This is a genomic window from Cellulomonas sp. NEAU-ZC6 (assembly GCF_056844425.1).
Genome location: NZ_JBXFYH010000003.1, coordinates 127,531 through 154,265 on the forward strand (window position 1 = coordinate 127,531; position 26,735 = coordinate 154,265).

Genomic DNA, 26,735 nt, shown 5'->3' on the forward strand with positions numbered 1-26,735 from the left:
GGTCAGCCCAGGGGGACCTCCCACGACAGCAGCGTCCCCTGGCCGGCGGGCGCCGCCCCGAGCGAGAACGTGCCGCCGTGCTGCCGCGCCCGCGCGGCGAGGTTGCCGGTGCCGGACCGGCGGTCGCGGAGGGCGGGCAGCCCGACGCCGTCGTCCTCGACCTCGATCCGGACCGAGCCCGTCGGGCCGGAGCCCTGCACGGCGACCCGCGCGCTGACGGACGACGCGTGCGCGTGCCGCGCGGCGTTGGCCAGCCCCTCGCGCACCACGGCCACGACGTCGTCGGTGCGGTCCGAGCCGATCCGCTCGTCGATCAGGTCCGCGACGATGTAGTCGCTGTCCGGCACGGACTCGCCGTCGAGGGTCACCACCAGCGACGGCGCGAACCCGAGCCCGGTGCGGGCGAGGGAGGCCTCGCGCCGCAGCCGCTCGACGATGCCGGTGGCGGCGTCGGGGTCGCGCAGCGCGTAGACGATCTGCCGGATCTGCCGCACCGAGCCGTCGACGTTGTCCAGCGCCTCCTCGAGGATGCTGGTCAGCTCGGCGGGGTCGACGCCGCGGGCGGCGCGGCGGCGCACCGTCTCCAGCTGCATGCCGGTCGCGAAGAGCTGCTGGATCGCCAGGTCGTGCAGGTCGCGGGCGATCCGCTCCCGCTCGTCGAGCAGCGCCGCGGCGTCCTGCGCGCGCCGGGCCTCCGCGAGGACGAACGCGAGCGCGGCCTGGGAGGCGAACGACTCGGCGGTCGCCAGGTCGTTCGGCTCGAACGCCAGCGTGCCGACCTTGCGCAGCAGGATCAGCACGCCGACGCCGCGGCCGGAGGTCTGCAGGGGTGCGAACAGGGCGGAGCCGAACGACCGCATCGCGGGCACGGTGATGCGGCGCGACGTGGCGAGGGAGTCCATCAGCAGGCCCGCACCCTCCTCCATCACCGTCCAGGTGGGTCCGCCGGGGGTCAGCTGCGCGCCGACCAGGTCGCCCGCGACGTGCCCGTCCGCGAGCTCGATCAGCAGCTCGCCGCCCACGCCGGGCAGGGCCAGGGCGGCGGTGTCGGCGTCGGCGACGTCCCGGGCGGTCGCGGCGATGTGCGCCAGCGCCTCCTCCTCGTCCGCGCCGGACAGCAGCATCGTGGTGATGTCCTGGCCGGCACGCAGCCAGTGCTCCCGGCGGGCGGCGTCGGCGTAGAGCTGGGCGTTGGCGACCGCGACACCCGCGGTGGCGGCCAGCGCGATGACGGTGCTCGCGTCCTTCTCGCTGAAGCCGCCCGCCTTCTCCGACAGGTACAGATAGCCGTAGACCTGCTCACGCACCCGCACCGACGCGCCGAGGAACGACCCCATCGGCGGGTGGCCCGCGGGCCAGCCCCGGAACGCGGGGTGCTCGGTCAGGTCGGCCAGGTGCAGCACGCCGTGGGTCGGGATGTGCGCGAGCACGCCCTGCGCGTGCGGCGGGTGGCCCATCATCGCGGCGGCCGCGGCCGGGACGCCGGTCTGCACGAACGTGGTGGACTCCCCGCGGCTGTCGAGCACGTTGATCGCGCCGTACTGCGCGCCGGTGAGCTCCACCGACACGCGCACGAACCGCTCGAGCACGCCGGGCAGGTCCAGCCCCGACGCGACCGACAGCACGGCGTCGAGCAGGTCGGCCATCTCGTCGCCGGTCTCGGACGCGGTCCCGAGCTGCAGGTGCGAGCGCCCGCCGGGCTCGCGGACGTGGATCGTCGTGGTCACGCCCGGCCCGTACGTGGTGGCGGGCAGGTCGTCCTCGCCACCACCTGCGGTGCGTCCGATCAGGTCCTCGGCCATGCGCTCGTCGTCCCCGTCCCGCTGTCGTCCTGCTCGCTCGCGTGCGCCTCACGGTAGTCGGCGTCGCGGTCCAGCAGCTCCGCGTGCGTCCCGCGTGCCGCGACCGCGCCGTCCCGCAGCACGACGACCTCGTCCGCGGCGTGCAGCGGGGTCAGGCGGTGGGTGACGACGAGCACCCCGGGCCGCCGGTCGGCCGCGGTGCGCGGCGCGGACAGCAGGTCCGTGACCAGGCGGTCCGCCGTGGCGGGGTCCAGGTGCTCGGCAGGCTCGTCGACCAGCAGCAGGGGCGCGGTCGCCAGCAGCGAGCGCGCCAGCAGCAGCCGACGGCGCTCGCCGCCCGAGACGCTGCGCGCGTCGGGGCCCAGCGCGGTCTCGACGCCGTCCGGCAGGCCGGCGAGCCAGGCGCCGAGGCCGGCGCGCTCGAGGGCGGCCCGCGCTTCCTCGGGGGTGGCGTCGCCGCGGGCGACCCGCAGGTTCTCCAGCACGGTGGTCTCGAAGACGTGCGCGTCCTCGGTGGTCAGCGCCAGGCGGGCCAGCCGGGCGCCCGCGTCCACCGCCGGCAGCGGCACGCCGTCCAGCAGCAGGTCGCCGTCGCGCGGCGGCAGCAGCCCTGCGAGGGTCAGCAGCAGCGTGGTCTTGCCGACGCCGGACGGTCCGACGACGGCGACGCTGCGCCCGGGGGACAGGTCCAGGTCGAGGTCGCTGACCACCGGCGGGCGCCCCGGCCAGCCCACGGCGAGCCCGCGGGCGGTGAGCCGGGGGTGGTCGCCCGGCGTGCTGGCGTCGAGCGCGTCGAGCGAGGCGGGGGTGCCCGCGTCGGGGACCGGCTCGGGCGCGGGCTCCTCGGCGTCGTCCAGCAGCGAGACCAGGCGGACGGCGGCGGCGCGGGACCGGTGCAGCTGGATCGCCGCGGCGGGCAGCACGGCGGTCGCCTCGAAGGCCGCCAGCGGGGTCAGGACGACGACGGCGAGCTCGACGGGCGCGAGGGTCCCGGCGGTCGCCGCGGGGACCGCGACCAGCAGCGCCGCGAGCACGGCGATGCCCACCGCGACGTTGCCGAGCGCGGCAGCCAGGGCGGCCGGTCCGGCCCCGCGGTCCGTGGCGCGGGCCAGGTCGGCGTCGGCGGCGCGCAGCCGGGCGAGCTCGGCGTCGGTGCGGCCCTGGACCGCGAGCGGCCCGGCGTCCTCCAGCAGGCCGAGCGAGGTCGCGGCCATCTCGGCGCGGGCGGACGCGGCGCGCTGCTCGGTGCCGCGGGCCGCCCGCTGCGCCAGCCACGGCGCGACCACCCCGGCGAGCAGCAGGCACCCGGCCAGGGTCGCCCCGGCCGCGGGCAGGAACAGGCCCATCGCGACGACCGTCCCCACGCCGAGCACGGCGGCGACGGCGGCCGGCAGCAGCCCCCGGACCACCACGTCGCCGACCGCGTCCACGTCCGCACCGACCCGCGCCAGCAGGTCCCCGCGGCGCAGGGACAGCGTCGCGTCGGGACGGCCCGCGGCCAGGCGCGAGTACAGGGTGGTGCGCAGGGTGCCCATGCCGCGCAGCGCGACGTCGTGCGACACGAGGCGCTCGAGGTACCGGAACAGGCCGCGGCCGATGCCGAACGCGCGGACCGCGACGGTGGCCACGGAGAGCGTGAGGACGGGCGGCATCTCCGCGGCGCGGGTGATGAGCCAGGCGGACACCGCGGCCAGCGCCACGGCGCAGCCGAGCGCGAGCACCCCGAGCAGCACCGCCAGCGCCACCCGGCGCCGGTCGACGTCCAGCAGGACGACGGCGCGCCACAGGGGGTCGGCGGCCAGGCGGCGGCCGAGCGCGGTGCGGGGGACCGACGCGGCCCTGGTGCTCGTGCCGCCCGACGCGGCCGTCGCGGCCGTCGCGCCGGCCGGGCCGGCCGGGGCGGACGACGCCGTGGCGGCGGGTGCGGTGCCGGTCATCGGGTGGCCTCCTCGGGCGCGGGGACGGGCAGACCGGTGGCGGCGGACGCGGCGGACCGCACGGTGACGACGCGGTCGGCCAGCGCGATCAGCGACGGCCGGTGCGCGACCAGCACGACCGTCCGCCCGGCCGCGGCGAGCGCACGCACCGTGGCGAGCACGACCCGCTCGCCGGCGGCGTCCAGGTGGGCGGTGGGCTCGTCCAGCACGACCAGGGGTGCGTCCGACAGCAGGGCGCGGGTCAGGGCGACGCGCTGGCGCTGGCCGACGCTGAGCCCGGCGCCGCCGCGCCCGAGGTCCGTGCGCCACCCGTCGGGCAGCCCGGCGACCACGGCGTCCAGCCCGGTCAGGGCGGCGGCCTCGTCGCGGCGCGCCCGACCCGCGGCGTCCAGCTCGTGGTCCTCCGCCCCGGTCACCAGGCGGCCGACGGAGGCGGGCTCGAGCACGGGGCGCTGCGGCAGCCACGCGACCTGCTGCCAGTAGGTGCGCGGGTCGAGGTCGGCGAGCGGGGTGGCGGTGCCGTCGGCGCCGACGACCTCGACGGTGCCCGCGTCCGGGCGGACCAGGCCCAGCAGCACGTCGACGGCGGTCGTCTTGCCGGCACCGCTGGCGCCGGTGACCGCGACGGTGCTGCCGGGAGGCAGCTCCAGGTCCAGGTCGGCGGGCGCGAGCAGGTCGCGGCCGGGCGCCCGGACGGTCACGCCGCGCAGCCGCAGCGTGGACCGGCGCAGGTCCGGCGCGGCCGTGGTGCCGGCCGGGGGAAGCGGCGTCTCGAGCACCTCGAACACCTGGTCGGCCGCCGCCACGCCGTCGGTCGACGCGTGGAACTGCGCGCCGACCTGGCGCAGCGGGACGTACACCTCGGGGGCGAGGATCAGGACCGTCAGGCCGGTGGCCAGGTCGAGGTGCCCGTAGACGAGCCGCAGGCCGATGCCCACGGCGACCAGCGCCACGGCCAGGGTGGTGAGCAGCTCCAGCACCATGCCGGACAGGAAGGCGATCCGCAGCGTGCCCATGGTGGCCCTGCGGTGCGCCTCGCCGAGCGCCCGCACCCGCGCGGCCGGGCCGCGCTCGCGCCCGAACGCGCGCAGGGTCGTCAGCCCGGCCACCAGGTCGAGCACCTGCGACCCGAGCCGCTGCATGACCCGCAGGCTGCGCTCGGACCGCCCCTGGGTGAGCTGGCCGATCAGGACCATGAAGACCGGCACGAGCGGGATGGTGCCGGCGGCCAGGGCGGCGGAGATCCAGTCGAGACCCAGGATCACCACGAGCACGGCCGGGGTGACGGTCGCCGACAGCACCAGCTGCGGCAGGTACCGCACGAAGTACGGCTCGAGCGCCTCCAGGCCGCGGGTCGCGAGGGTGACGACGCGCGCCCCCTCGCCCTCGGCCAGCCAGCGCGGACCGAGGGCGGCCGCGCGGGCGACCACCTGCTCGCGCAGCTCGGCGACGGCGCGGGTGGCGGCCCGGTGCGCGTACCGCTCCTGGACGCCGGTGGCGAGCGCGCGCGCCGCGACGACGACGGCCAGCCAGCCGACCCGCGGGAGCAGGTCGGGCAGCGTGGCGCCGTCGTGCGCGGCGGCGGCGAGCACCTGCGCGAGCAGGACCGCCTGGGCGATCACCAGGCCGGCCGTGACCAGTCCGAGGACGACGGTCAGGGCCAGGTACCCCCGGGCGGCGCGGGCGTACCTCAGCAGGCGCGGGTCGAGCGGCTTCACGCGGTGCTCGGGCCCCTCAGACCTGGGCGTCGCCGGCGGCGGAGGAGGCGGGGGCCTTCTCCTTCCGGCTGATGGCGGCGGTGAACGTGAGGCCGACGTGCTCCGGGATGTGGTCCGCGGAGATCCGCTTGCGGAACACCCAGTACGTCCAGCCCTGGTAGAGCAGCACGACCGGGACCAGCAGCACGGCGACCCAGGTCATGATGGTCAGCGTGTAGTCCGTCGAGGACGCGTTGCGGATGTCCAGCGAGTTCGCCGGGTCGAACGCGGGCATGACGTCGGGGAACATCGAGCCGAAGATCAGCACGACGGCCGCGACGATGACGACGGCCGACCAGACGAACGCCCAGCCCTCGCGGCGGGCCCGCGTGGTGACGACGACCGCGAAGAGCGCCACGGCGGCGACGGCCACGACGGCCCAGGTCCAGGTCACGGAGTAGGCGACCTGCGCCCACAGCGCCCACCCGGCGGTCACGACCAGGACGACCGGTGCGAGGCGGGCGGCGAGCGCGCCGGACCGCTCCCGCATGTCGCCGCTCGTCTTGAGCGACAGGAAGATCGCGCCGTGCAGCGTGAACAGCAGGAACGTGGTGAGGCCGCCGAGCAGGGCGAACGGGTTCAGCAGCGCGAAGAAGCCGCCGACGTACTGGTGGTTCGCGTCCAGCTCGACGCCGCGCACGAGGTTCGCGAACGCGACGCCCCACAGGATCGCGGGCAGGAAGGAGCCGGCCATGATCCCGCGGTCGGCCCAGCGCCGCCAGCGGTCGGTGTTGATCTTGCCGCGCCACTCGATCGACACGACGCGGAAGATCAGGCCGACCAGGATCAGCAGCAGCGGGATGTAGAACCCGGAGAACAGGGTGGCGTACCACTCGGGGAACGCTGCGAAGATGGCCGCGCCGGCCGTGATCAGCCACACCTCGTTGCCGTCCCAGACGGGGCCGATGGTGTTGATCATGACCCGGCGGTCCTTGTCCCGGCGGCCCAGGACGGGCAGCAGCATCCCGACGCCGAAGTCGAAGCCCTCGAGGACGAGGTAGCCGGTCCACAGGACCGCGATCAGCAGGAACCAGATGACGGGGAGGTCCATGGTCAGGTCCTCTCAGTAGGCGAACGACAGCGGGCGCTCGGCTGCTGCGGGGTCGTCCGGGTCGGGCTGGTTGTCGGGGTTGTCCGGGCTGTAGTCCTTCTCCGTGTCGGCGACTCCCTCGGCGGCGTACCGCTTCATCAGGCGGAACCAGAACACGGCCAGGACGCCGTAGACGAGGGTGAAGGCGACGATCGAGATGATCACCATCGTCGGGCTGACCACCTCCGAGACGCCGCGCTCGGTGAGCAGCCAGACGCCGTCGACGCCGGTCGGGTTCGGGTAGACGACCCAGGGCTGGCGGCCCATCTCGGTGAAGATCCACCCGAAGGCCGACGCGAGGAACGGCGTCGGGATGGCCCAGATGCCGACCCGTGCCAGCCACCGGTTGCCCGACACCCGGTTCTTGCGGGTCATCCACAGCGCCATCAGGGCCAGCAGCGCGGACCCGGCGGCCAGGCCGATCATCAGCCGGAAGGCCCAGTACGTGACGGTCAGGTCGGGGATGTAGTTGACGCCCTCGCCGTACGTCGCCTCGTACTCCGTCTGCAGGTCGTTCACGCCCTGCAGCGGGGCGTCGAAGTCGTTCAGCGCGAGGAACGACAGCAGGCCCGGGATCTCCAGGTAGTGGGTGACGCCCTCGCAGTCGTTGGTCAGGTCGCCGATCGCCAGCAGCGAGAACGAGGCGCCGTCGGTGCTCTCGCACAGCGCCTCCGCCGCGGCCATCTTGGTCGGCTGCTGCTCGAACATCAGCTGGCCCTGCGCGTGCCCGGTGATGCCGAGGCCGATGCCGGCGACCAGCATCGTCGCGACGCCCAGGCGCACGGCGGGGCGGTAGACCGTGCGGGCCTTCTCCTCCTCGCCGCGGCGGACCAGCTTGACCATCCACCAGGCGGCGATGCCCGCGACGAACGTGCCGGCGGTCAGGAACGCGGCCGTGATGGTGTGCGGGAAGGCGGCCCACAGCGTGTTGTTGGTCAGCACCGCGACGACGTCGTTCATCTCCGCGCGGCCGGTCTCGGTGTTGAAGACCGTGCCCACGGGGTGCTGCATCCACGAGTTCGCGGCGAGGATGAAGAACGCCGAGGCGTTGGTCGCGAAGGCGACGGCCCAGATGCTCAGCAGGTGGATCTTCTTGGGGAGCTTGTCCCAGCCGAAGATCCACAGGCCCAGGAACGTCGACTCCACGAAGAAGGCGACGAGGCCCTCCATCGCGAGCGGGGCGCCGAACACGTCGCCGACGAACCGCGAGTACTCCGACCAGTTCATGCCGAACTGGAACTCCTGGACGATGCCGGTGGCCACGCCGATCGCGAAGTTGATCAGCATGAGCTTGCCGAAGAACTTGGTCAGGCGGAGCCAGGTCTCGTTGCCGGTGCGGACCCAGATGGTCTGCATGATCGCGACGAGCGGGGCGAGCCCGATCGTCAGCGGGACGAAGATGAAGTGGTAGACGGTGGTGACACCGAACTGCCAGCGGGCCAGGTCGAGGGCTTCCACGCGGGGGGATCCGTCCAGGTGCTGGGGCGAGTGGGGGCCGAACGGCCCAGGTGAGGGCCGTCGCTCGAAGGTATTGCGCCTCGGTTCACAAGCGTAGGACAAAGGTCCCGCGATCTGACGCCCTGTCGTCTCATTGTGACGGGCTTCACGAGCGTGACCTGGCGCACGTCCCGGCGGCCGCTGTGCGATACTGGCTGCGGCTACCCGGGATCCACACACCCCGGGCGACTACCGTGCTCGCCGCACCAGCGCCTCGTGCGCGCCAGGCGCCGCCGGCCGTACGGACCCCTCACCGGGCCCGTCCCGCCAGGCAGGCGATGGCGCCGACCGCCCGTGCAGCAGCCGACACCGACGACTTCCGTCGCCGCGCACCACGCGAGCGACGACCGACCGCCCGAGGGCGCCGCGCGTGTGGCCGGTGTACCCGGGCTTGCAGGAGCACTCCGCGTGACGCTCGACAGCACCTCGGACAGCACCACCCCCGCAGCAGCGCCGACGGGCGGTGACGCGCCGGCCGAGGCCACGCGCCCCCGCCGTGCGCCCCGGACCCGCGCCACGCGGGCCACCAAGGCCGCGGGGGAGCCCGCCGCCACGGCGCCGGCGCAGGACGCGGCGCCCGCCGCACCCGCGCAGGAGCCCGCGACCGCCCCGGATGCGGAGGCCAAGCCCGTGCGCCGCCGCGCGCCGCGCAAGACCGCCGCCCAGAAGGCGGCCGAGCTGGCCGCCGCCGAGACGGAGGCCGCGGACGCCGCGGCGAGCGAGGCCGGGGCAGCAGCCGCCGCGGCCCCGGTCGACGCGCCCGCCGCCGAGGCCCCGGCCGCGCCGCGCCGTCGCCGCGCCACCCGGACCGCCGGCTCGTCCTCCGCCCCGGCCGCCGACGCGCCCGCCGAGATCCCCGACGCCCCTGCCGAGACGCCCGCCGCCGCGGCGCCGGCCGCCGAGCCCGCCGCCGCGCCGGTCGCCGAGGCGGCCCCCGCCACGTCGGCTCCCGTCCGCCGGTCGCGCCGGGTCACCCGCCCGGCGGGCGCCGGCACGGTGACCCCCGCGCCGGTCGCCGCGACCGCGCCGGCCGCCGAGGTCGCCCCCGTCGCCGAGCCCGCCGTCGCGGAGCCCGTGATCGAGGAGCCCGAGGACGAGCAGATCGCCGAGGCGGTCGAGCAGGCCGAGCAGACCTCGGCCGCCGCGCCCGACAGCCGCCTGGACGTGCTCGCCGAGCTCGGCCGCACCCAGCCCGCCGCCGAGGAGCGCCCCGACCGTGCCGAGCGCCCGGCGCGCCGCGGTGGCCGTGGCGGCCGTCGTGGCGCCGAGGCCCGTGCCGAGCAGGCCGCCGCCGAGCAGCCCGCCGAGCAGGCCCCCGCCGAGACGACCCGCGCGGAGCAGGCCCCCGCCGCGCAGGCCCCGGCCCAGCAGCCCGCGCCCCAGCAGCAGACGGCCGAGCAGCGGCCGGCGCGCCGCTCCGGCGGTCGTGCCCCGCAGGGCGAGCCCGAGCGCCCCGCCACGGCGCGCCTGGCGACGACCGCCCTGCTGTTCCAGGCGCCGGAGGCGCCCCGCAAGCGTCGCCGGGCCTCCGCCCCGTCCGGCTCGCCCGAGGCGATCTCCGCCGCGGCCCACGTCGAGCCCGAGGTGGCCGACGAGGCCGCGACCGGGGCCGAGGTCCTCGAGGCCGCTCCCGCGGAGGAGACGGCTGCGCCGTCCCGCCGCCGTGGTGGCCGTCGTGGCCGCTCCCGCGGCGCGGCGCAGGACACCGCCGAGGTCGTCGAGGCCGAGGCCGAGGCCGAGGTCGTCGACGTCCCGCTGGACGAGCCCGTGCAGCAGGAGGACGAGACCGAGGACGGCGACGCCGCCGACACGGTCGACGCCGTCGACGCGGACGAGGACGAGAACGCCCCCCGCCGCCGGCGCCGCCGTGGCGGCCGCGGCCGTCGTTCGCGCGGTGGCGACGCCGACGAGTCCGGCGAGGACGACCAGCCCGCCGACGAGCAGCAGCCGGCCGACGAGTCCGGCGAGGATGCGGACGAGTCCGAGCAGGACGAGTCCGACGAGCAGGGCGAGGGCGAGGAGCAGGGCGGCAGCAGCCGCCGCCGGCGCCGTCGTCGCCGCTCGGGCCGCGGCGGCGACGCCGACGCGGGCGAGACCGCGCCGTCCCGCGGCTCCGGCAGCAGCCGGTCCGGGGCGCGCGCCAGCGACGAGGTCACCGCGCTGCGCGGCTCCACGCGCCTCGAGGCCAAGCGCCAGCGCCGTCGCGAGGGCCGCGACGCGGGCCGTCGCCGCCAGATCATCACCGAGGCCGAGTTCCTGGCCCGTCGCGAGTCCGTCGAGCGCTCGATGGTCGTGCGCGAGGCGGGCGGCAAGACGCAGATCGCCGTGCTCGAGGACGGCGTGCTCGTCGAGCACTACGTGTCCCGGCAGGCGCAGGTCTCGATGGCCGGCAACGTCTACCTCGGCCGCGTGCAGAACGTGCTGCCGAGCATGGAGGCGGCCTTCGTCGACGTGGGCAAGGGCCGCAACGCCGTGCTCTACGCGGGTGAGGTCAACTGGGACGCCGCGGGCCTGGACGGCGGCCAGCCGCGCCGCATCGAGCAGGCGCTGAAGTCCGGCGACTCCGTGCTGGTGCAGGTCACCAAGGACCCGATCGGCCACAAGGGCGCGCGGCTGACGTCGCAGATCACGCTGGCCGGCCGCTACCTGGTCTACGTGCCCGGCGGCGGCATGACGGGGATCAGCCGCAAGCTGCCCGAGCCCGAGCGCGCACGCCTCAAGAAGATCCTGCGCGAGGTCGTCCCGGACTCCGCCGGCGTCATCGTGCGCACGGCGGCCGAGGGGGCGAGCGAGGAGGAGCTGCGCGCCGACATCGCCCGCCTGCAGTCGCAGTGGGAGGCCATCGAGAAGAAGTCGAAGACGGCGTCCGCCCCGGCCCTGCTGCAGGGCGAGCCGGACATGGCGATCCGCGTGGTCCGCGACATCTTCAACGACGACTTCTCCTCCCTGGTCGTCCAGGGCGACGAGGCGTGGTCGACCATCTCCGGCTACATCGGCGAGCTCGCTCCCGACCTGGCCGAGAAGGTCTCGCGGTGGACCGGCACCGGCGACGTGTTCGCCGCGCACCGGGTCGACGAGCAGCTCGCCAAGGGCATGGACCGCAAGGTCTGGCTGCCCTCGGGCGGCTCGCTGGTCATCGACCGCACCGAGGCCATGACGGTCGTCGACGTCAACACCGGCAAGTTCACCGGCGCGGGCGGCACGCTCGAGGAGACGGTCACCCGCAACAACATCGAGGCCGCGGAGGAGATCGTCCGCCAGCTCCGGCTGCGGGACATCGGCGGCATCATCGTCATCGACTTCATCGACATGGTGCTCGAGTCCAACCGCGACCTGGTGCTCCGCCGCCTGGTGGAGTGCCTGGGCCGCGACCGGACCAAGCACCAGGTGGCCGAGGTGACCTCGCTGGGCCTGGTGCAGATGACCCGCAAGCGCGTGGGCCAGGGCCTGGTCGAGGCGTTCTCGGAGACCTGCGAGCACTGCAACGGCCGCGGGTTCATCGTGCACACCGACCCGGTGGAGAAGCACAACGGCAAGGGCGACGCCGGCGCGGCGCAGCCCGCCCCCGAGGGCACCGGCGAGGCCAAGAAGTCGCGCCGCAAGCGCGGGGCCAAGGAGCAGGCGCCGGCCGCGGCCACGCCGGCTCCCGCCGTCCCGGTGCTCCCGGAGGCGCGTGAGGCGGTCAAGGCCACCCTCGCGACGATCGCGGCCGCGGCGGCGCACGCCCACGTGCACGACGACGAGGCGCACGGCACCCCGGCCGCGGACGCCCCGGACGCCGACGAGGCCACGGAGGGCGGCGTGCCCGAGGGGACGCAGCCGGAGGCGCCGCAGGCCGAGGTCGCGCAGCCCGAGGCGGCGGCCGAGCCGGTGCTCGACGTCCTCGCGGCGCTGGGCAGCCTCGCGACCCGCGCTCCGGAGGAGACCGAGCCGGCACCGAAGCTGGAGCTGACCCGGGTCGACCCGGGCCTGTTCGAGTACCCCGTCCCCGCCGACGAGGCGGACGACGACCGGTCCTGACCCCGCGAGGGCCGCACCCGGCCCGCCGACGTCGTCAGCTCCCGGCGAGGTCGTCACGTCACGTGGCGACCTCGCGCGGAGGCGGCGACGTCGCGGGTCGGGGGGCGGTCGCGGGTGGGCGAGGTCACCTGGTGCGCGGTTTGACCGTCGCGGTCGGCCTCGCGTAACCTTGAACGTCGGTGCGTTCTGACGGCGCGGTGTGATTTCGCGCAGAGCCGGTCAGGAAGCACCGTTCGCGCGTGACGCCCCAGTGGCGCCGACGCCCCGAGCTCCGCGGCCACCGCGGTGGCGCGCCGGGGTGCGGCCCGACGGCGGGACGCCCCAGAACCTGTAGTTCGACGAGCAGAGATGAGCAGCAACGTGGTGTACGCGATCGTGAAGGCCGGCGGCCGTCAGGAGAAGGTCGCCGTCGGCGACGTCGTCGTCGTTGACCGCATCGCGGCCAAGGACGGTGCAACCGTCGAGCTGCCCGCGCTCCTCCTCGTCGACGGCACCGCCGTGACGTCGGACGCCGCGGCGCTCGCCAAGGTCAAGGTCACCGCCGAGGTCGTCCAGGCCGAGAAGGGGCCGAAGATCGACATCCTGCGGTACAAGAACAAGACGGGCTACCGCCGTCGCCAGGGTCACCGCTCGCGCCTGACCCGCCTCAAGGTCACCGGCATCAAGTGACCTCGCGGGCCGCACGGCCCGTGAACCCGTCCCCGTAGACAGCACCGCAGGAAAGCGAGCCTGAGATGGCACACAAGAAGGGCGCGAGCTCCTCGCGCAACGGTCGTGACTCCAACGCGCAGCGCCTCGGCGTCAAGCGCTTCGGTGGCCAGGTCGTCAACGCCGGCGAGATCATCGTCCGCCAGCGCGGCACGCACTTCCACCCCGGCGTGAACGTCGGCCGCGGCGGCGACGACACCCTGTTCGCCCTCACCGCCGGTGCGGTGCAGTTCGGCACCCGTCGTGGCCGCAAGGTCATCGACATCGTGGCGGCCGCCTGAGCCCCGCACCACCCCAGCTGTAGGCGAGGGGCGTACCGCACGACGCGGTGCGCCCCTTCGCCATGAGGAAGGAAGTACCTGCACATGGCCGCGTTCGTCGACCGCGTCGTCCTCCACGCCAGCGGCGGTGACGGTGGCCACGGCTGCGCGTCCATCCACCGCGAGAAGTTCAAGCCGCTCGCCGGTCCCGACGGGGGCAACGGCGGCAACGGCGGCACCGTCCGCCTGGTCGTCGACCCGCAGGTGACCACCCTGCTCGACTACCACCACGCCCCGCACCGGCACGCCGCCTCGGGCACCCAGGGGATGGGTGACCACCGCCAGGGCTCGACCGGCGAGGACCTCGTCCTGCCGGTGCCCGACGGCACCGTCGTGAAGTCGCTGGACGGCGAGGTGCTCGCCGACCTGGTGGGCGTCGGCGCGGAGTTCGTCGTCGCCCAGGGCGGGCACGGCGGCCTCGGCAACGCCGCGCTGTCCTCGCCCCGCCGCAAGGCCCCCGGGTTCGCGCTGCTCGGCGAGCCGGGCGACGCCCGGGACGTCGTGCTGGAGCTCAAGACCATCGCGGACGTCGCGCTGGTCGGGTTCCCGAGCGCCGGCAAGTCCAGCCTGGTCGCCGCCATCTCGGCCGCGCGGCCCAAGATCGCGGACTACCCGTTCACCACGCTGGTCCCCAACCTGGGCGTGGTGCAGGCGGGCGACGCCCGGTACACCGTCGCCGACGTCCCGGGCCTGATCCCGGGCGCGAGCGAGGGCAAGGGGCTCGGCCTGGAGTTCCTGCGGCACGTCGAGCGCTGCGCCGTCCTGGTGCACGTGCTGGACTGCGCCACGCTGGAGCCGGGTCGCGACCCGCTGACCGACCTCGAGGTGCTCGAGGCCGAGCTGGCGGCCTACTCGGGCGACCTCGGCATCGAGGGCGGTCGCGTGCCGCTGACCGAGCGGCCGCAGCTGGTCGTCCTGAACAAGATCGACGTCCCGGAGGCGCGCGAGCTCGCCGACCTGGTCCGTCCCGACCTGGAGGCGCGCGGCCTGCGCGTGTTCGAGGTCTCCACGGCCAGCCACGAGGGCCTGCGGCCCCTGACCTTCGCGCTCGCCGAGCTGGTCGACAGGAGCCGCCGCGAGGCGCCGGCCCCCGAGGCCACCCGCGTGGTGCTGCGCCCGAAGGCCGTCGACGACGCGGGGTTCACCGTGACCCGGCGCGCCGAGGGCGACCACGAGTTCTTCCAGGTCCGCGGCACCAAGCCGGAGCGCTGGGTGCGGCAGACGGACTTCACCAACGACGAGGCCGTCGGCTACCTCGCGGACCGGCTCGCCCGGCTCGGCGTCGAGGAGAAGCTGCTCGCGGCCGGTGCCGTGGCCGGTGCCGAGGTCGTCATCGGGGACGGGCCGTCCGCGGTCGTCTTCGACTGGGAGCCGACGCTGCTGACGGGCTCGGAGCTGCTGGGCGGACCGCGCGGCTCCGACCAGCGCATCGAGGAGCGCTCCCGCCCCACCCGCGGGCAGAAGCGCGAGGAGTACAAGGAGCGCATGGACGCCAAGGCCGAGGCCCGCGCGGAGCTCTGGACCGAGCGCGAGGCCGGTCTCTGGCGCGAGGACTGACGGCCCGGCCGTCGACCCACGGGCCCCGTCCGGCACGCCGTCGCGTGCGGGACGGGGCCCGTCGCGCTGTCCGGGGGGCGGAAGGGCGCGACCGCCGGGGCCCCGCGCGGGGGATGATGCCCGCGTGAGTGCCGCCGCCCTGTCCGACCGCCGCCTGCTGCCCGAGGTCCGCCGCGTGGTGGTCAAGGTGGGGTCGTCGTCCCTGACCGACGACACCGGCAAGCTCGACCCCGCCCGCCTGCGGGCCCTGGTCGACGTGCTGGCCGCGCGGGTGACGGGTGGCCGGCAGGTGGTGCTCGTGTCCTCGGGCGCCATCGCGACCGGCATGGACCCGCTCGGCCTGGCGCGCCGGCCCCGCGACCTCGCGACGCAGCAGGCGGCGGCCTCGGTGGGGCAGGGCCTGCTGGTCGCGCACTACACCCGTGCGTTCCACGAGCACGGGCTGCGCGTCGGCCAGGTGCTGCTCACGGCGGACGACACGATGCGCCGCACCCAGTACCGGAACGCCCAGCGGGCCCTGGACCGGCTGCTCGACCTCGGCATCGTGCCCATCGTGAACGAGAACGACACCGTCGCCACCGACGAGATCCGGTTCGGCGACAACGACCGGCTCGCCGCGCTGGTCTCGCACCTCGTGCACGCCGACGCGATGGCCCTGCTGACCGACGTCGACGGCCTCTACACCGGACCGCCGAACCGCGAGGGGTCGCGCCGGATCGCCGAGGTCCGCGGGCCGAAGGACCTCGAGGGCATCGACGTCACCGCGCGCGGCAGCGGCGTCGGCACCGGCGGGATGGTGACCAAGCTGGAGTCGGTCGCGATCGCGACCGCGTCCGGCATCCCGGTCGTGCTGACCTCCGCGGCGCAGGTCGCCCCCGCCCTGGACGGCGCCGACGTCGGCACCTGGTTCGCCGCGACCGGCAAGCGCGCGTCGACCCGGCTGATGTGGCTGGCGTACGCCGCACGGACCCACGGCCGCCTGGTGCTGGACGACGGCGCGGTGCGGGCCGTCGTGGAGCGCGGGAAGTCGCTGCTGCCGGCCGGCGTCACGGCGGTCGAGGGCGAGTTCGAGGCCGGCGACCCGGTCGAGATCGTCGGCACCGACGGCGTCGTCGTCGCACGCGGGCTGGTGGCCTACTCCTCGCAGGAGGCGCCGGAGCTGCTCGGCCGCAGCACGGACGAGCTGCGCGCGTCGCTGGGCGAGGGCTACGACCGCGAGCTCGTGCACCGGGACGACCTGGTGCTGGTGCGCCGCCGCCGCTGAGACGGCCCTCCGCGCGGGCCGCCGCCGGACTACGCTGGCCCGATGAGCACCTCCCTCGACGCCCCGGCCACGGACGGGGCGCAGACCGCGACGCCCGCCGTGCCGTCGGCGCCGTCGAGGCCGTCCGGCGACGTCACCGAGGCGGTCCTGGCCGTCGCGCGGCGCGCGAAGGTCGCCGCGCGGTCCCTGGCCGTCGCGAACCGCGGCACCAAGGACGCGGCGCTGCACGCCCTCGCCGACGCGCTGGTGGCGGACGCCGACGCGATCGTCACCGCCAACGCGGACGACCTGGCGCGCGGCCGCGCCGCGGGCACGTCCCCGGGCCTGCTCGACCGGCTGGCGCTGACGCCCGAGCGGATCGGCGCCATCGCCGACGCCCTGCGCGAGGTCGCGGCGCTGCCCGACCCGGTGGGGGAGGTCGTCCGCGGGTCCACGCTGCCCAACGGCCTGCGGATGCGCCAGGTGCGCGTGCCGATGGGCGTCGTCGGGATGATCTACGAGGCCCGGCCCAACGTGACCGTGGACGCCGTCGGCCTCACGCTCAAGAGCGGCAACGCCGTGGTGCTCCGCGGCGGCTCGGCCGCCGCGTCGTCCAACGAGGTGATCGTGGCGGTGCTGCGGTCCGCGCTCGAGCGGCAGGGCCTGCCCGCGGACCTCGTGCAGTCGGTCGACGCGTACGGGCGCGCCGGCGGCGTCGCCCTCATGCACGCGCGCGGCCTGGTGGACGTGCTGGTGCCGCGCGGCGGGGCGGGGCTCATCCAGACAGTCGTGCGCGAGGCGAGCGTGCCGGTCATCGAGACCGGCGTGGGCAACGTGCACGTGTACGTGGACGCGACCGCCGACCCGGCCGTCGCCCTGCCGATCCTGCTCAACGCCAAGACCCAGCGGGTCGGCGTGTGCAACGCCGCCGAGACGCTGCTGGTGCACCGGGACGCAGCGGCAGGCTTCCTGCCCTCCGCCCTGACCGCGCTGGGCGAGGCCGGGGTGACGGTGCACGGGGACGCCGCGACCGCGGCCCTCGCCCCGGAGGACGTGCCGGTCGTCCCCGCCACCGACGAGGACTGGGCCACCGAGTACCTGTCGCTCGACCTCGCCGTGCGCGTCGTCGACGACCTGGACGCGGCGCTCGAGCACATCCGCACCTGGAGCTCCGGGCACACCGAGGCCATCGTCACCCGCGACCTCGCCGCCTCCGAGCGGTTCGTCGCGGAGGTCGACTCGGCCGCGGTCATGGTGAACGCCTCCACGCGGTTCACCGACGGCGGCCAGCTCGGCCTCGGCGCCGAGATCGGCATCTCCACCCAGAAGCTGCACGCCCGGGGCCCGATGGGCCTGGGGGAGCTCACCACGACCAAGTGGGTGGTGCACGGGGACGGGCACGTGCGCCCCTGACGGTCCGCCCCACCGACGTGCGACACTTGACCTTCACCTTCGACCTGTCCGGGAGGACCACGTGAACGCTGCGCTGCGCACCGCCGAGGCAGTCGCCGAGCACACCACCGAGCTGCCGTTCTCGCCCGTCGTCTTCGGCGTGGCCGGGTTCGCGGCGCTGATCGCGATGCTGCTCGTCACGTACGCGTTCCGGAGCGTCGGCACGCGTCACTGACGCCCCAGGCCGTACGGGACCCGCATCCGATGACGCAGCGACGAGCCCGGCTCGGGGTGATGGGCGGCACGTTCGACCCGATCCACCACGGCCACCTCGTCGCCGCCAGCGAGGTCGCCGCGCGGTTCGACCTGGACGAGGTGGTGTTCGTGCCCACGGGCGCGCCGTCGTTCAAGCAGTCGACGACGGTGACGCCCGCCGAGCACCGCTACCTGATGACCGTCATCGCGACGGCGTCCAACCCGAGCTTCACCGTGAGCCGGGTGGACATCGACCGGCCCGGCCTGACCTACACCGTCGACACGCTCCGCGACCTCGCGGCCGAGCGGCCCGATGCCGACCTGTACTTCATCACCGGCGCCGACGCGATCGAGCAGATCCTGCAGTGGAAGGACTCGGCGGAGCTGTTCGAGCGCGCGCAGTTCGTCGCGGTGACGCGGCCGGGGCACACGCTCTCCGTCGCCGGGCTGCCGGCCGACCGCGTCAGCCAGTGGGAGATCCCGGCGCTGGCCATCTCGTCCACCGACGTGCGTGCCCGCGCACGCGGCGGCAAGCCCGTCTGGTACCTCGTCCCGGACGGCGTCGTCCAGTACATCGCCAAGCACGGTCTGTACCGAGGAAGTCAGTCATGAGCACACCGGGGACCCCGCCGACGCGCCGGGAGCTGCGGGAGCGCGAGGCCGCACGCCGCGCCGCGCTGGAGCGCGCCGCGCAGCAGGGTGCTGCCGCCGGCGACCCCGGGGCGGCGCCCGCAGCGCAGACCCCGCAGGCTCCGCAGACCCCGCAGCGCCCCGACCCGGCGCGCACCCCGGAGCGCGGCGTGCCGCGCGCGGCGGCGCCCGCCCCGCCGCCGGCGGCGCCCGCCGCCCGGGCGGCGACGCCGTCGTCCGGGTCGTCCGGCCCCACGGGGTCCGGTTCCGGTTCCGGTTCCGCGCCGAGCGGCCCGCAGGGCCCGGCCGGAGTCTCCTCGCGGCGCGCGCTGCGCAACCAGCCCGTGTCCGCCGTCGGCCCGGACGGCTCCGCCGAGCGCTACCAGGTGCCCGGCCTGCAGCCGGACCAGCCGGTGCGCACCCGACGGTCGATCCGCACGCCGGCACCGGAGAGCGGGCCGGGAGCCGCGACCGCCGCCGCGGCAGCCGGGTCGCACGGGTCCGCCCGTCCCGACGGCACCGTGGCGCCGCGGGTGCCCGACCTCTGGGCGGCGGCGCAGCGGACCGAGAGCCCGGCTCCCGGGACCGCCGGGTCCGCGACGACACCCGCACGCCCGGCCCCCGCACGTCCGGCCCCCGCACGTCCCGCGACCGGTCAGCCGGCCCAGCGGCCCGGTGGTTCGACCCCGGCCCAGCGGCCCGGCGCGGTGCCGGGTCAGGCGGCCGCCGAGGCACCGGGCCAGCCCGCGGCACCCGCGACGCGGGCCGGTCAGCGCTCCGCGGCCGCGTCGTGGGCGCGGCAGGATCCCGCCGCCGCGGCTCCGTCGGCCGCACCGTCCGCTCCGGCCGCTCCGCCCGCACCAGCGCGTCCGTCGACGTCCCCGGCCACCCCAGCGGCCGCGGCGTCGTGGTCCGTCACCCCCGCGGGCGCACCGGCGACGTCCCCGGGTCCGGTCCCGGCGGGGAGCCCGTCCGGGCGGACCGCCGCTGCCCCGGCCCGGACCGTCGGTGCCGCGTGGAGCCCGCGCGACCCCGGGGCGACCCCCGAGTCCCTCCGGACCGCGCCCGGCACCGCCGCGCTGCCGGCGACCGCACCCCGGCAGGCACCTGCCGCGCCGGCGACCCGCCCGGCGGCACCGGCACCGGCAGCGGCACCGGCGTCGTCCGCGGCACCGGCTGCGCCTGCTGGACCCGCGGTGACCGCTCCGGCCGAGGACGACGTCCCCGTCCCGCAGTGGCAGTCCCTGCTCAAGGCGATGGCCCCCGCGCCGGCGCCCGAGACCGAGGCGGAGAAGACCGACCCCACCGGGGCGATGATGCACGGGCTCGACGCGGACGAGGAGATCGACCAGCTCGACGAGCAGCCCGAGCGACTGCGCCGTCCGCTGCCGTTCACCTGGCTGCAGTGGATCATCCTGGCGGTCGTGGCCTTCGTGCTCGGCTTCCTCATCATCTTCGTCGCGAACACCGCGACGAGCGCCGCGGGGGCCGACGTCCCCGCCCTGGCGGCCGCCGTCGTCGACGCCGCGCCCGCACCCTGACCGTCCTGCACCACCCGAACCACCCGAGGAGACCCGTGTCGGCATCCGACCGCGCCGTCGAGCTCACCGTGGCGGCCGCACGCGCCGCCTCCGACCTCAAGGCCCAGGAGATCATCGCCCTCGACGTGAGCGGCCAGCTCGTGCTGACCGACGCGTTCGTCATCGCGTCCGGCACCAACGAGCGGCAGGTCGGCGCCATCGTCGACGCCGTCGAGGAGTCGCTGCACAAGCTCGGCGTCAAGCCGCTGCGCCGTGAGGGCAAGTCCGAGGGCCGCTGGGTCCTCATCGACTTCGGCGAGATCGTCGTGCACGTCCAGCACGCCGAGGACCGCGTGTACTACGCGCTCGAGCGGCTGTGGAAGGACTGCCCCGTCATCGAGCTGCCGGCCGACGTGCACGGCGAGGTCGAGGGCGCCGCCGCCGAGGCAGGGGAGTGACCGCCGGGCGCGTCGTCCTCTGGCGGCACGGCCGGACCGCGCACAACGCCGCGGCGCGCCTGCAGGGCCAGTCCGACATCCCGCTGGACGAGGTCGGCGTGTGGCAGGCCGAGACGGCTGCCGCCGCGCTCGCCGGCCGGTACCGGCCCACCCGGATCATCGCGTCGGACCTGGGGCGGGCGCACGCGACCGCGCAGGCCCTCGCCGACCGCACCGGGCTGCCCGTGCACACCGAGGTCCGGGTGCGCGAGCGGTCCTTCGGGGACTGGGAGGGCATGACGTCGACGGAGATCGCCGGTCGCTGGCCCGAGCAGCACGCGGCCTGGGTCGCGGGCCGCGAGCCCGAGCGCGTGGGGGCGGAGACCCGGGCCGAGGTCCAGGCCCGGATGGTCGAGGCGGTCACCGAGCAGGCCTCGGCGCTGGAGAAGGACGACACCCTCGTCGTCGTGTCGCACGGCGCCGCGATCAACCTCGGGCTGGTCGGCCTGCTCGGGCTGCCGGCCGGGTGGCGCGGCCTGGCGGGGATGTCGAACGCGCACTGGGCCGAGCTGCAGCCGGCCCGGCCCGGTGCGGGTCTGGCGTGGCGCCTGGAGGCGCTGAACGTCGGGCCGGTGCACGCGTCGTCCGACTGGAACGCGGGGCCCGACCAGGCGTCGCGGACCATGGACGAAGAGGTGCGCGACCCGGCCTGACCAGCCGATTCGCTTCCTCGGCCGGGTTCGATTATTGTTTCCTACGCCCGCTCAGCGGGTGGTGAGACGGTCTTCGGGCCTGATCGCGGGGCTGTGGCGCAGCTGGTAGCGCACCTGCATGGCATGCAGGGGGTCAGGGGTTCGAATCCCCTCAGCTCCACATCGGAAGCGGGCGAGAGCGAGAGCTCTCGCCCGCTTCGTCGTTCCGCGCCGGCGCGAGGACGGCCGGTCGCGTGGGTCAGCGACCCAGGCCGGCCTTGTCCACCTTGCGGTGGAACCGCATGCCGGCGAGCCCGCCCACGACGGCGCCCGCCAGGCTGACCGCCGCGACGAGCAGCAGCGCGATGATGCCCCCCGTGGTGACGTCTCCCTCGGCGACGGGGATGCGGGGGAAGCTGTCCAGGCGGCCGAGGACGTTGTACTGGTCGCCCGCGACCAGCGCGAGGACGGCGACGACGATCGCGATGACCACGGCCCACAGCCACACGGCGAGCCCCTGCTTCGCGCCGTTGAACCGGGCCATCCGGCCGGCCACGTAGCCGCCGCAGTAGTAGGCGACGAACAGCACGACGGCCAGGACGATCGCGCCGGCCCACCCGATGGACGTGGGGTCCGACGCGGCCTGGTCGGCGACCTCGTCGACGGAGGTGTCGTTGGCGACGCCGACGGCCGTGCCGGCGGCCGCGGCGACCGCGGTCAGCAGCACGGCGGTGCCGGTGGCGGTGAGCCAGCCGAAGAACGCCGCACCGAACTTGATGCCGCCGTAGGCCTCCTTCTCGCGCGCGACCACGGTCTCGCGGTCGCGCCCGAAGGAGCGGGCGGACACGGCGCCGCCCGCGGGGCGGTCGGTGTCGGCCGGGTCGGCGGCGTGGGCCCCGGTGGCGGGGCGGGGGTCGTCGGTGCGGCTGGTGTCGTCGGTGCGGCGCGGGCCGTCGGCTGCGCGCGGGCCGTCGGGGGTGCTGGAGCCGTCGGTGGTGCTCATGGCTGGTGCTCCTCGTCTGAGTGCCGCAGGCTGCGGCCCGCGGCGGGGGTGGGGCATAGCCCGGTTCCGTGAAGGTAGGACGGCGGGCGGGATGCCGCGACCGCAGCGGGTGCGGGGCGCGGCCCGGCCAGGTCCCGGTGGCTCAGGCCCGCACCAGCCGGCCGCGGGAGACGACGGACACCGCCTGCTTCAGCCGACGGGCGCGGATGCCGACCTCGTAGCCCTCGATGCCCGGGGTGTCGGCCACGGACCGGGCGAGGTACTGGTAGAGGTCGTGCGGGTCGCGGCACCAGACCGTGGCCACGATGTTGTTCCGCCCGCTGATCGCCGCGGCGAACGCGACCTCGTCGTGCCCCGCCACCCGGGCGCCGACCCGGTCCAGGTGCGCGGGCGCGACCCGGAGCCACAGCGTGGCGGCGAGCGGGCGCTCCAGCGCCTCGGGCAGCAGGTCGACGCGGTAGTCGAGCGCCCCGGACCCCTCGAGCGCGGCGAGGCGGCGTGCGACGCGGCCGGGGGACCAGCCCGTCGCGGACGCGAGCTCGGCGAGGCTCGCCCGGCCGTCGGCGGCGAGCGCGGTGAGCAGCGGCGCGTCGTCGGGGCTGAGCGCCGCGGGGGCGCCGACGGGCGTCGTGGCCCCCGGGTCCGCCAGGGCGGCCAGCTGGTCCGGGGCGAGCAGGTCGCCGTACCCGGTCCAGCCGACCTGCCGCCCGCCGCCGAAGATGTGCAGCAGCAGGTCGATGCTGACGTCGAGCACCGAGGCGTGCCGCGGCAGCTGCCCGAGCAGGCCCTCCTCCGGAGCCGCGCCCAGCGGGGCCCGGACGATGCAGGTGATCTCCGAGCCGCCGGACGCGACGTGCGCGTACGCGATCTCCTCGCGGCGGGTCAGCGCGTCGGCGAGCGGTCCGACGCGGTCGGGCCGGCAGCGGATCCGGGTGACCCACTCGGCCAGGCCCTGCGCCGCGGGGTCGACGACGCCGACGACCCGGACCGCTCCTGTCCTCAGCAGCGCCCGGTACCGGCGGGCCACCGTCTGCTCGGAGACGCCGAGCACCTCCGCGAGCCGGCGGAACGGCACGCGCGGGGCGCACTGCAGGGCGTGCAGGACCTGGCGGTCGAGGGTGTCGAGCATGGTGGAAGTATCCGCCCGTCGAACCCGCGCTGCGCGGAGGTTTCGAACGGCAGGCCGGGTCTCCCTTCGTAGGACCAAGGTCCTGGCCGGATGATCGTCGGCGGCGTCGCGCCACCGTCGACGAACTCCAGCCACCGTGCCCCGCCCCCGGGCGCGCACGGGATCGAGGCTGTCGAGGCCCGCGAGGGTGCGCCGCACGCCCCACCCCCGACCCGGCGCCGAGCGCCGCACCTAGGAGACCCATGTCCTCGACGAGCCCGCACGCCCCCGCGCGCAGCCGCACCGCCACGCTGGTGGTCGCCTGCCTCGGGGTGTTCATCGCCTACCTGCCGGTCACCACCGTGTCCGTCAGCCTGCCCGCGATCCAGCGGGCGCTCGGCGCCACCACGGCCGAACTCTCCTGGGTGTCGTCGGCCTTCGTGCTGCCGATGGCCGCGCTGATCCTCACCGCCGGCGTGTTCGGCGACGTGCACGGCCGCAAGAAGGTCCTGCTCGTCGGCCTCGCGCTGTCCGGCCTGGGCGCGCTGGTCTCGCTGACCGCGGGCACCGTGCAGCAGCTGTGGGTCGGGCAGGCGGTGTCGGGCCTCGGCGCCGCCGCGCTGCTGCCCACGACGCTGGCCCTGATCAGCCACGCGATCCCGGACCACCGCGAGCGCGGCAAGTTCATCGGGATCTGGGCGACCTCGATGCTGCTGTCGATGGCGGTCGGCCCGCTGGTGGCCGGCACGCTCCTGCAGCACGTCGGGTGGCGGTGGATCTTCGTCCTGCCGATCCCGGCCTCGCTGGTCGTGCTCGCCGTCGCTGCCCGGGCGCTGCCGGAGTCCCGGGCCCCGCACGCGCGCTCGCTGGACTGGCCCGGCCAGGTGTCGGCGGCCCTGACGATCACCGCCGCCGTGTTCGCGGTCATCCAGGGCGGCGCTGCGTCGTTCACCGACGTGCCGGTGCTCGTCGCGATCGCCGTGGCCGTCGTCGGCGTCGTCACCTTCGTCGTCGTCGAGCGGCGCAGCGCCAGCCCGATGCTGGACCTGCGGCTGTTCCGCAGCCCGGCGTTCACCGCCACCACGGTCGTCGCCGTGGTCAGCTTCCTCGGGCTGATCGGCTTCTTCTTCGTGCTCAGCCTGTACTTCGGCTCGGTGCAGCAGCTCGACACCCTGCACGCGGCGCTGCGGCTGCTCGTCTCCACCGGCGCGTCCATCGTCGTCGGCGCCGTCGTCGGCGCGCAGATGCACCGGGTGCCCGCGCGCTGGCTGATCTCCGGCGGCCTGGTCGTGGTCGGCGGCACGATGCTGTCGCTGACGACGCTCGAGGCCGACACGTCGTTCCTGTCGGTCGCCTGGCGGATGGCGCTGCTCGGCGTCGGCCTGGGCACCGTGTTCACGCCGATGACGGCGACCGCCGTGTCCTCGGTGCCGCACCACCTGGCCGGTATGGCCGCGGCGGGCAACAACGCGTTCCGCCAGGTCGGCGGCGCGCTCGGCCCGGCCGTCCTCGGCGCGCTGCTGTCCACGCGGGCCGCGAGCACCTTCGGCGGGCACCTGACCGACGCGGGCGTGCCGGCGGCGGCGCAGGAGCCGCTGCTGGCCGCGGCCGACGGCGGCGGGCTCGCGGGGATCGCGCGGATGGACCTCGGCGAGCACACCGGCGCGGTGCTCGGGGCGCTGGGGGAGTCGATGCTGGACGGGCTGCGGCTGAGCCTGACGGTGGCCGCGGCGCTGGCGCTGCTGGCGGCGCTGCTGTGCGCGGTGCTGCTCCGCAAGCCCGCGGCGGTGGCTCCGGCAGAGCCGGCACCGACCGCGGCGACCGGCGACGCGGTGCCGGCACCGGCCGTCGTCTGACGAGGTCGTCACCTCCGCGCGAGGTCGTCACGTGCACGTGACGACCTCGCGCGCGCCCGACGACCTCGCGGTCGGGACCGGCGCGCCCCGGTGGCACCATGGCGGGGTGATCGACGACGTGACGCTCCTCATCCGCGACGTGCGCCCGTGGGGAGGGGACCCGGTCGACGTCGTCGTCGCCGGGGACCGCATCGCCGCGGTGGTCCCGGTCGGCACCGCCGAGCCGCCGGGCACCGCGCAGGTGGTCGACGGCCGCGGGCTGCTCGCGCTGCCGGGACTGGTCAACGCGCACGCGCACGTCGACAAGAGCTGGTGGGGCCTGCCCTGGCAGTCCTACGGCGGCGGGCCGGGCACGCAGGGACGCATCGCGCACGAGCGCGAGCGGCGCGACGAGCTGGGCATCCCGGGCGTCCGGGTCGCGTCCCGCGTGCTGGGGGAGTACCTGCGGACCGGCACCACCCGGGTCCGGACGCACGTCGACGTGGACCTCGGCGTCGGGCTGCGCGGGATCGAGGCGGTGCGCGAGGCCGCGGCGGCGCTGGACGGCGCGGTCGAGCTGACCGTCGTGGCGTTCCCGCAGGACGGCGTGCTGCGCCGGCCCGGTGTCCTGGCGCTGCTGGAGCAGGCCGCGGCCGAGGGTGTCGAGCACGTCGGCGGGCTCGACCCCGCGCTGATCGACCGGGACCCCGTCGGGCAGCTCGACGGGCTGTTCGCGATCGCCGCGCGCCACGGCTGCGGCCTGGACATCCACCTGCACGCCCCCGGCGACCTCGGGGCCTTCGAGTTCGACCTGATCCTGGACCGGGTCGAGCGCGACGGGATCGCCCCCGGGAAGGTCAACCTCGCGCACGGGTTCGCGATGGTCGACGTGGACGCCGTGCGGCGCCGGGACCTGCTCGACCGGATGGCCGCGCTCGGCGTCACGATGACGACCGTCGCGCCGGTGCGGATGCGGCAGCTGCCCCTGCGCGAGATGGACGCGGCGGGGGTGCGGTTCGCGTTCGGCACCGACGGCATCCGGGACCTGTGGAGCCCCTACGGCGACGGCGACCTGCTGGGCATCGCGTGGCAGTACGCGCGCGCCGGCGGCGTGGTGCGGGACGAGGACCTGCGCCGGGTGGTCGAGCTGGCGACGCGGGACGGGGCGCGGTTCGTCACCGACGAGCCGCACGACCTCGTCGCCGGGGCGCGCGCCGACGTGGTGCTGCTGGACGCGGAGAACCCGATGGACGCGCTGGTTCGCCGGGTGCCGCGGGACGTGGTCGTCGCCGGCGGGCGGGTCGTGGACCTGGACGCGCTCGCGGTGCGGCCCTGGGAGTAGACCCGGTCAGACGGCGCCGTCCCGCGTGAGCCCGAGGGTCGCGATCAGGTCCTCGTGCAGCCCGAGCCACTCGGCGGTCCGCTGGACGTGGACCGGGCGCTGGCGGGTGGGCGGCTCTGGCTGCTGCAGGCGCGGTGACGGCGCCCGTGCCGCACGTGGACCCGTCCGTCGTGCGCGGGGCCGCCCTGGCGTCCCGGCGAGCCCTGGCACGGCGGTCGGTCCGGTGCGCATGGTTCGGGGCCGGCGGACTTCGGTCGGGTCCGTGCCGGCGACGTGCAGATCTGCGCCTTCACGGCGCCGGCGTGGACACCGCTGCTCGGGGTGGCCGCGGCGGTCGTGACCGGGACGGGAGGGCTGACGTCGCACGCGGCGATCGGGGCGCGCGAGCGGCGGGTCCCGGCTGTGGCCGGCCTGCCCGGGGGTGCTCGATGCGCTCGCAGACGGCCAGGTGGTGCGGGTCCACGACAGTGCCGGGACGGTGGAGCCGCAAGCGCGCTGACGGACACGCGCGGATCGGTCATGCGCGCACCGGCTCGTCCAGAGCGCAGGGGAGCTGGCTGCGTAGGGGCCGTCAGCGGTGCTTGCTGAGT

The 26,735-nt window shown here is 75.9% G+C and carries 21 protein-coding genes and 1 tRNA gene; 15 read left to right on the forward strand and 7 right to left on the reverse strand.

The window, feature by feature from the left end; translation table 11 throughout:
- Positions 1 to 2: 2 nt before the first annotated feature.
- From AC1050_RS14195 to AC1050_RS14215, 5 genes are read right to left on the reverse strand one after another with little or no spacing between them, the layout of a single operon-like run.
- On the reverse strand, positions 3 to 1,802 hold the full coding sequence (locus tag AC1050_RS14195; protein WP_482388052.1) for a GAF domain-containing sensor histidine kinase: 1,800 nt from the start codon (positions 1,800 to 1,802) through the stop codon (positions 3 to 5).
- Positions 1,787 to 3,739, reverse strand: coding sequence for a thiol reductant ABC exporter subunit CydC (gene cydC / locus AC1050_RS14200; protein WP_482388053.1), 1,953 nt, complete (start codon positions 3,737 to 3,739; stop codon positions 1,787 to 1,789). The genes AC1050_RS14195 and cydC overlap by 16 nt, the downstream gene beginning before the upstream one ends.
- Positions 3,736 to 5,457, reverse strand: coding sequence for a thiol reductant ABC exporter subunit CydD (gene cydD / locus AC1050_RS14205; RefSeq protein WP_482388054.1), 1,722 nt, complete (start codon positions 5,455 to 5,457; stop codon positions 3,736 to 3,738). Before cydD ends, cydC begins: the two co-directional genes overlap by 4 nt.
- Before the next feature lie 16 nt (positions 5,458 to 5,473).
- Positions 5,474 to 6,547: a cytochrome d ubiquinol oxidase subunit II gene (gene cydB, locus AC1050_RS14210; RefSeq protein WP_482388055.1), complete on the reverse strand. Its 1,074-nt coding sequence runs from the start codon at positions 6,545 to 6,547 to the stop codon at positions 5,474 to 5,476.
- 12 nt (positions 6,548 to 6,559) lie between these two features.
- Entirely contained in the window at positions 6,560 to 8,044 is a 1,485-nt protein-coding gene (locus AC1050_RS14215; RefSeq protein WP_482388056.1) for a cytochrome ubiquinol oxidase subunit I, read from the reverse strand.
- A gap of 447 nt (positions 8,045 to 8,491) precedes the next feature.
- On the opposite strand from AC1050_RS14215, the gene AC1050_RS14220 reads away from it, so the two are divergent.
- The 12 genes from AC1050_RS14220 to AC1050_RS14275 all read left to right on the forward strand — a co-directional run bounded on the left by AC1050_RS14220 (position 8,492) and on the right by AC1050_RS14275 (position 21,038).
- Positions 8,492 to 12,103 carry an Rne/Rng family ribonuclease gene (locus AC1050_RS14220; RefSeq protein ID WP_482388057.1) on the forward strand — a complete coding sequence of 1,204 codons (3,612 nt, stop codon included), beginning with the start codon at positions 8,492 to 8,494 and terminating at the stop codon, positions 12,101 to 12,103.
- 360 nt (positions 12,104 to 12,463) lie between these two features.
- Positions 12,464 to 12,772, forward strand: coding sequence for a 50S ribosomal protein L21 (rplU, locus tag AC1050_RS14225; protein WP_482388398.1), 309 nt, complete (start codon positions 12,464 to 12,466; stop codon positions 12,770 to 12,772).
- A 65-nt stretch (positions 12,773 to 12,837) separates the two neighbouring features.
- On the forward strand, positions 12,838 to 13,092 hold the full coding sequence (gene rpmA / locus AC1050_RS14230) for a 50S ribosomal protein L27 (protein WP_454051508.1): 255 nt from the start codon (positions 12,838 to 12,840) through the stop codon (positions 13,090 to 13,092).
- An 84-nt stretch (positions 13,093 to 13,176) separates the two neighbouring features.
- A complete protein-coding gene (gene obgE / locus AC1050_RS14235) occupies positions 13,177 to 14,688 on the forward strand; it encodes a GTPase ObgE (protein ID WP_482388058.1) in 1,512 nt (503 codons plus the stop codon).
- Between the two features lie 124 nt (positions 14,689 to 14,812).
- Positions 14,813 to 15,952: a glutamate 5-kinase gene (gene proB / locus AC1050_RS14240; protein ID WP_482388059.1), complete on the forward strand. Its 1,140-nt coding sequence runs from the start codon at positions 14,813 to 14,815 to the stop codon at positions 15,950 to 15,952.
- Positions 15,953 to 15,994: 42 nt separating this feature from the next.
- Positions 15,995 to 17,344 (forward strand): glutamate-5-semialdehyde dehydrogenase, encoded by a 1,350-nt coding sequence (locus tag AC1050_RS14245; RefSeq protein WP_482388060.1) that lies wholly within the window; start codon positions 15,995 to 15,997, stop codon positions 17,342 to 17,344.
- Positions 17,345 to 17,405: 61 nt separating this feature from the next.
- The gene (locus AC1050_RS14250) at positions 17,406 to 17,558 is read left to right on the forward strand and encodes a hypothetical protein (RefSeq protein ID WP_482388061.1); all 153 of its coding nucleotides are present in this window, start codon (positions 17,406 to 17,408) and stop codon (positions 17,556 to 17,558) included.
- Positions 17,559 to 17,587: 29 nt separating this feature from the next.
- Positions 17,588 to 18,190 (forward strand): nicotinate-nucleotide adenylyltransferase, encoded by a 603-nt coding sequence (gene nadD, locus AC1050_RS14255; protein WP_482388062.1) that lies wholly within the window; start codon positions 17,588 to 17,590, stop codon positions 18,188 to 18,190.
- A complete protein-coding gene (locus AC1050_RS14260) occupies positions 18,187 to 19,749 on the forward strand; it encodes a hypothetical protein (RefSeq protein WP_482388063.1) in 1,563 nt (520 codons plus the stop codon). The genes nadD and AC1050_RS14260 overlap by 4 nt, the downstream gene beginning before the upstream one ends.
- 35 nt (positions 19,750 to 19,784) lie before the next feature.
- A complete protein-coding gene (gene rsfS, locus AC1050_RS14265; protein ID WP_482388064.1) occupies positions 19,785 to 20,186 on the forward strand; it encodes a ribosome silencing factor in 402 nt (133 codons plus the stop codon).
- Positions 20,183 to 20,878, forward strand: coding sequence for a histidine phosphatase family protein (locus tag AC1050_RS14270; protein WP_482388065.1), 696 nt, complete (start codon positions 20,183 to 20,185; stop codon positions 20,876 to 20,878). Before rsfS ends, AC1050_RS14270 begins: the two co-directional genes overlap by 4 nt.
- Before the next feature lie 87 nt (positions 20,879 to 20,965).
- Positions 20,966 to 21,038 (forward strand) — tRNA-Ala (locus AC1050_RS14275).
- Between the two features lie 78 nt (positions 21,039 to 21,116).
- Here AC1050_RS14275 and AC1050_RS14280 read toward each other — a convergent pair.
- The gene (locus AC1050_RS14280; RefSeq protein ID WP_482388066.1) at positions 21,117 to 21,860 is read right to left on the reverse strand and encodes a hypothetical protein; all 744 of its coding nucleotides are present in this window, start codon (positions 21,858 to 21,860) and stop codon (positions 21,117 to 21,119) included.
- 142 nt (positions 21,861 to 22,002) lie between these two features.
- Entirely contained in the window at positions 22,003 to 22,989 is a 987-nt protein-coding gene (locus tag AC1050_RS14285; RefSeq protein WP_482388067.1) for an Lrp/AsnC family transcriptional regulator, read from the reverse strand.
- 242 nt (positions 22,990 to 23,231) lie between these two features.
- Here AC1050_RS14285 and AC1050_RS14290 point away from each other — a divergent pair, with 242 nt between their 5' ends.
- The 3 genes from AC1050_RS14290 (at position 23,232) to AC1050_RS14300 (ending at position 26,733) form a co-directional block, all read left to right on the forward strand.
- On the forward strand, positions 23,232 to 24,824 hold the full coding sequence (locus AC1050_RS14290; RefSeq protein WP_482388068.1) for an MFS transporter: 1,593 nt from the start codon (positions 23,232 to 23,234) through the stop codon (positions 24,822 to 24,824).
- Between the two features lie 106 nt (positions 24,825 to 24,930).
- Complete coding sequence (locus tag AC1050_RS14295) at positions 24,931 to 26,145, forward strand: amidohydrolase family protein (RefSeq protein ID WP_482388069.1); 1,215 nt, start codon at positions 24,931 to 24,933, stop codon at positions 26,143 to 26,145.
- Between the two features lie 273 nt (positions 26,146 to 26,418).
- Positions 26,419 to 26,733: a PEP-utilizing enzyme gene (locus AC1050_RS14300; RefSeq protein WP_482388070.1), complete on the forward strand. Its 315-nt coding sequence runs from the start codon at positions 26,419 to 26,421 to the stop codon at positions 26,731 to 26,733.
- Positions 26,734 to 26,735 lie beyond the last annotated feature (2 nt).

Bases quoted from the DNA above. Each gene is read 5' to 3' on its own strand.
- AC1050_RS14195 (WP_482388052.1), bottom strand. From the start codon at position 1,802: ATGGCCGAGGACCTGATCGGACGCACCGCAGGTGGTGGCGAGGACGAC.
- cydC (WP_482388053.1), bottom strand. From the start codon at position 3,739: ATGACCGGCACCGCACCCGCCGCCACGGCGTCGTCCGCCCCGGCCGGC.
- cydB (WP_482388055.1), bottom strand. From the start codon at position 6,547: ATGGACCTCCCCGTCATCTGGTTCCTGCTGATCGCGGTCCTGTGGACC.
- rpmA (WP_454051508.1), top strand. From the start codon at position 12,838: ATGGCACACAAGAAGGGCGCGAGCTCCTCGCGCAACGGTCGTGACTCC.
- obgE (WP_482388058.1), top strand. From the start codon at position 13,177: ATGGCCGCGTTCGTCGACCGCGTCGTCCTCCACGCCAGCGGCGGTGAC.
- AC1050_RS14245 (WP_482388060.1), top strand. From the start codon at position 15,995: ATGAGCACCTCCCTCGACGCCCCGGCCACGGACGGGGCGCAGACCGCG.
- nadD (WP_482388062.1), top strand. From the start codon at position 17,588: ATGACGCAGCGACGAGCCCGGCTCGGGGTGATGGGCGGCACGTTCGAC.
- AC1050_RS14260 (WP_482388063.1), top strand. From the start codon at position 18,187: ATGAGCACACCGGGGACCCCGCCGACGCGCCGGGAGCTGCGGGAGCGC.
- AC1050_RS14280 (WP_482388066.1), bottom strand. From the start codon at position 21,860: ATGAGCACCACCGACGGCTCCAGCACCCCCGACGGCCCGCGCGCAGCC.
- AC1050_RS14285 (WP_482388067.1), bottom strand. From the start codon at position 22,989: ATGCTCGACACCCTCGACCGCCAGGTCCTGCACGCCCTGCAGTGCGCC.
- AC1050_RS14290 (WP_482388068.1), top strand. From the start codon at position 23,232: ATGTCCTCGACGAGCCCGCACGCCCCCGCGCGCAGCCGCACCGCCACG.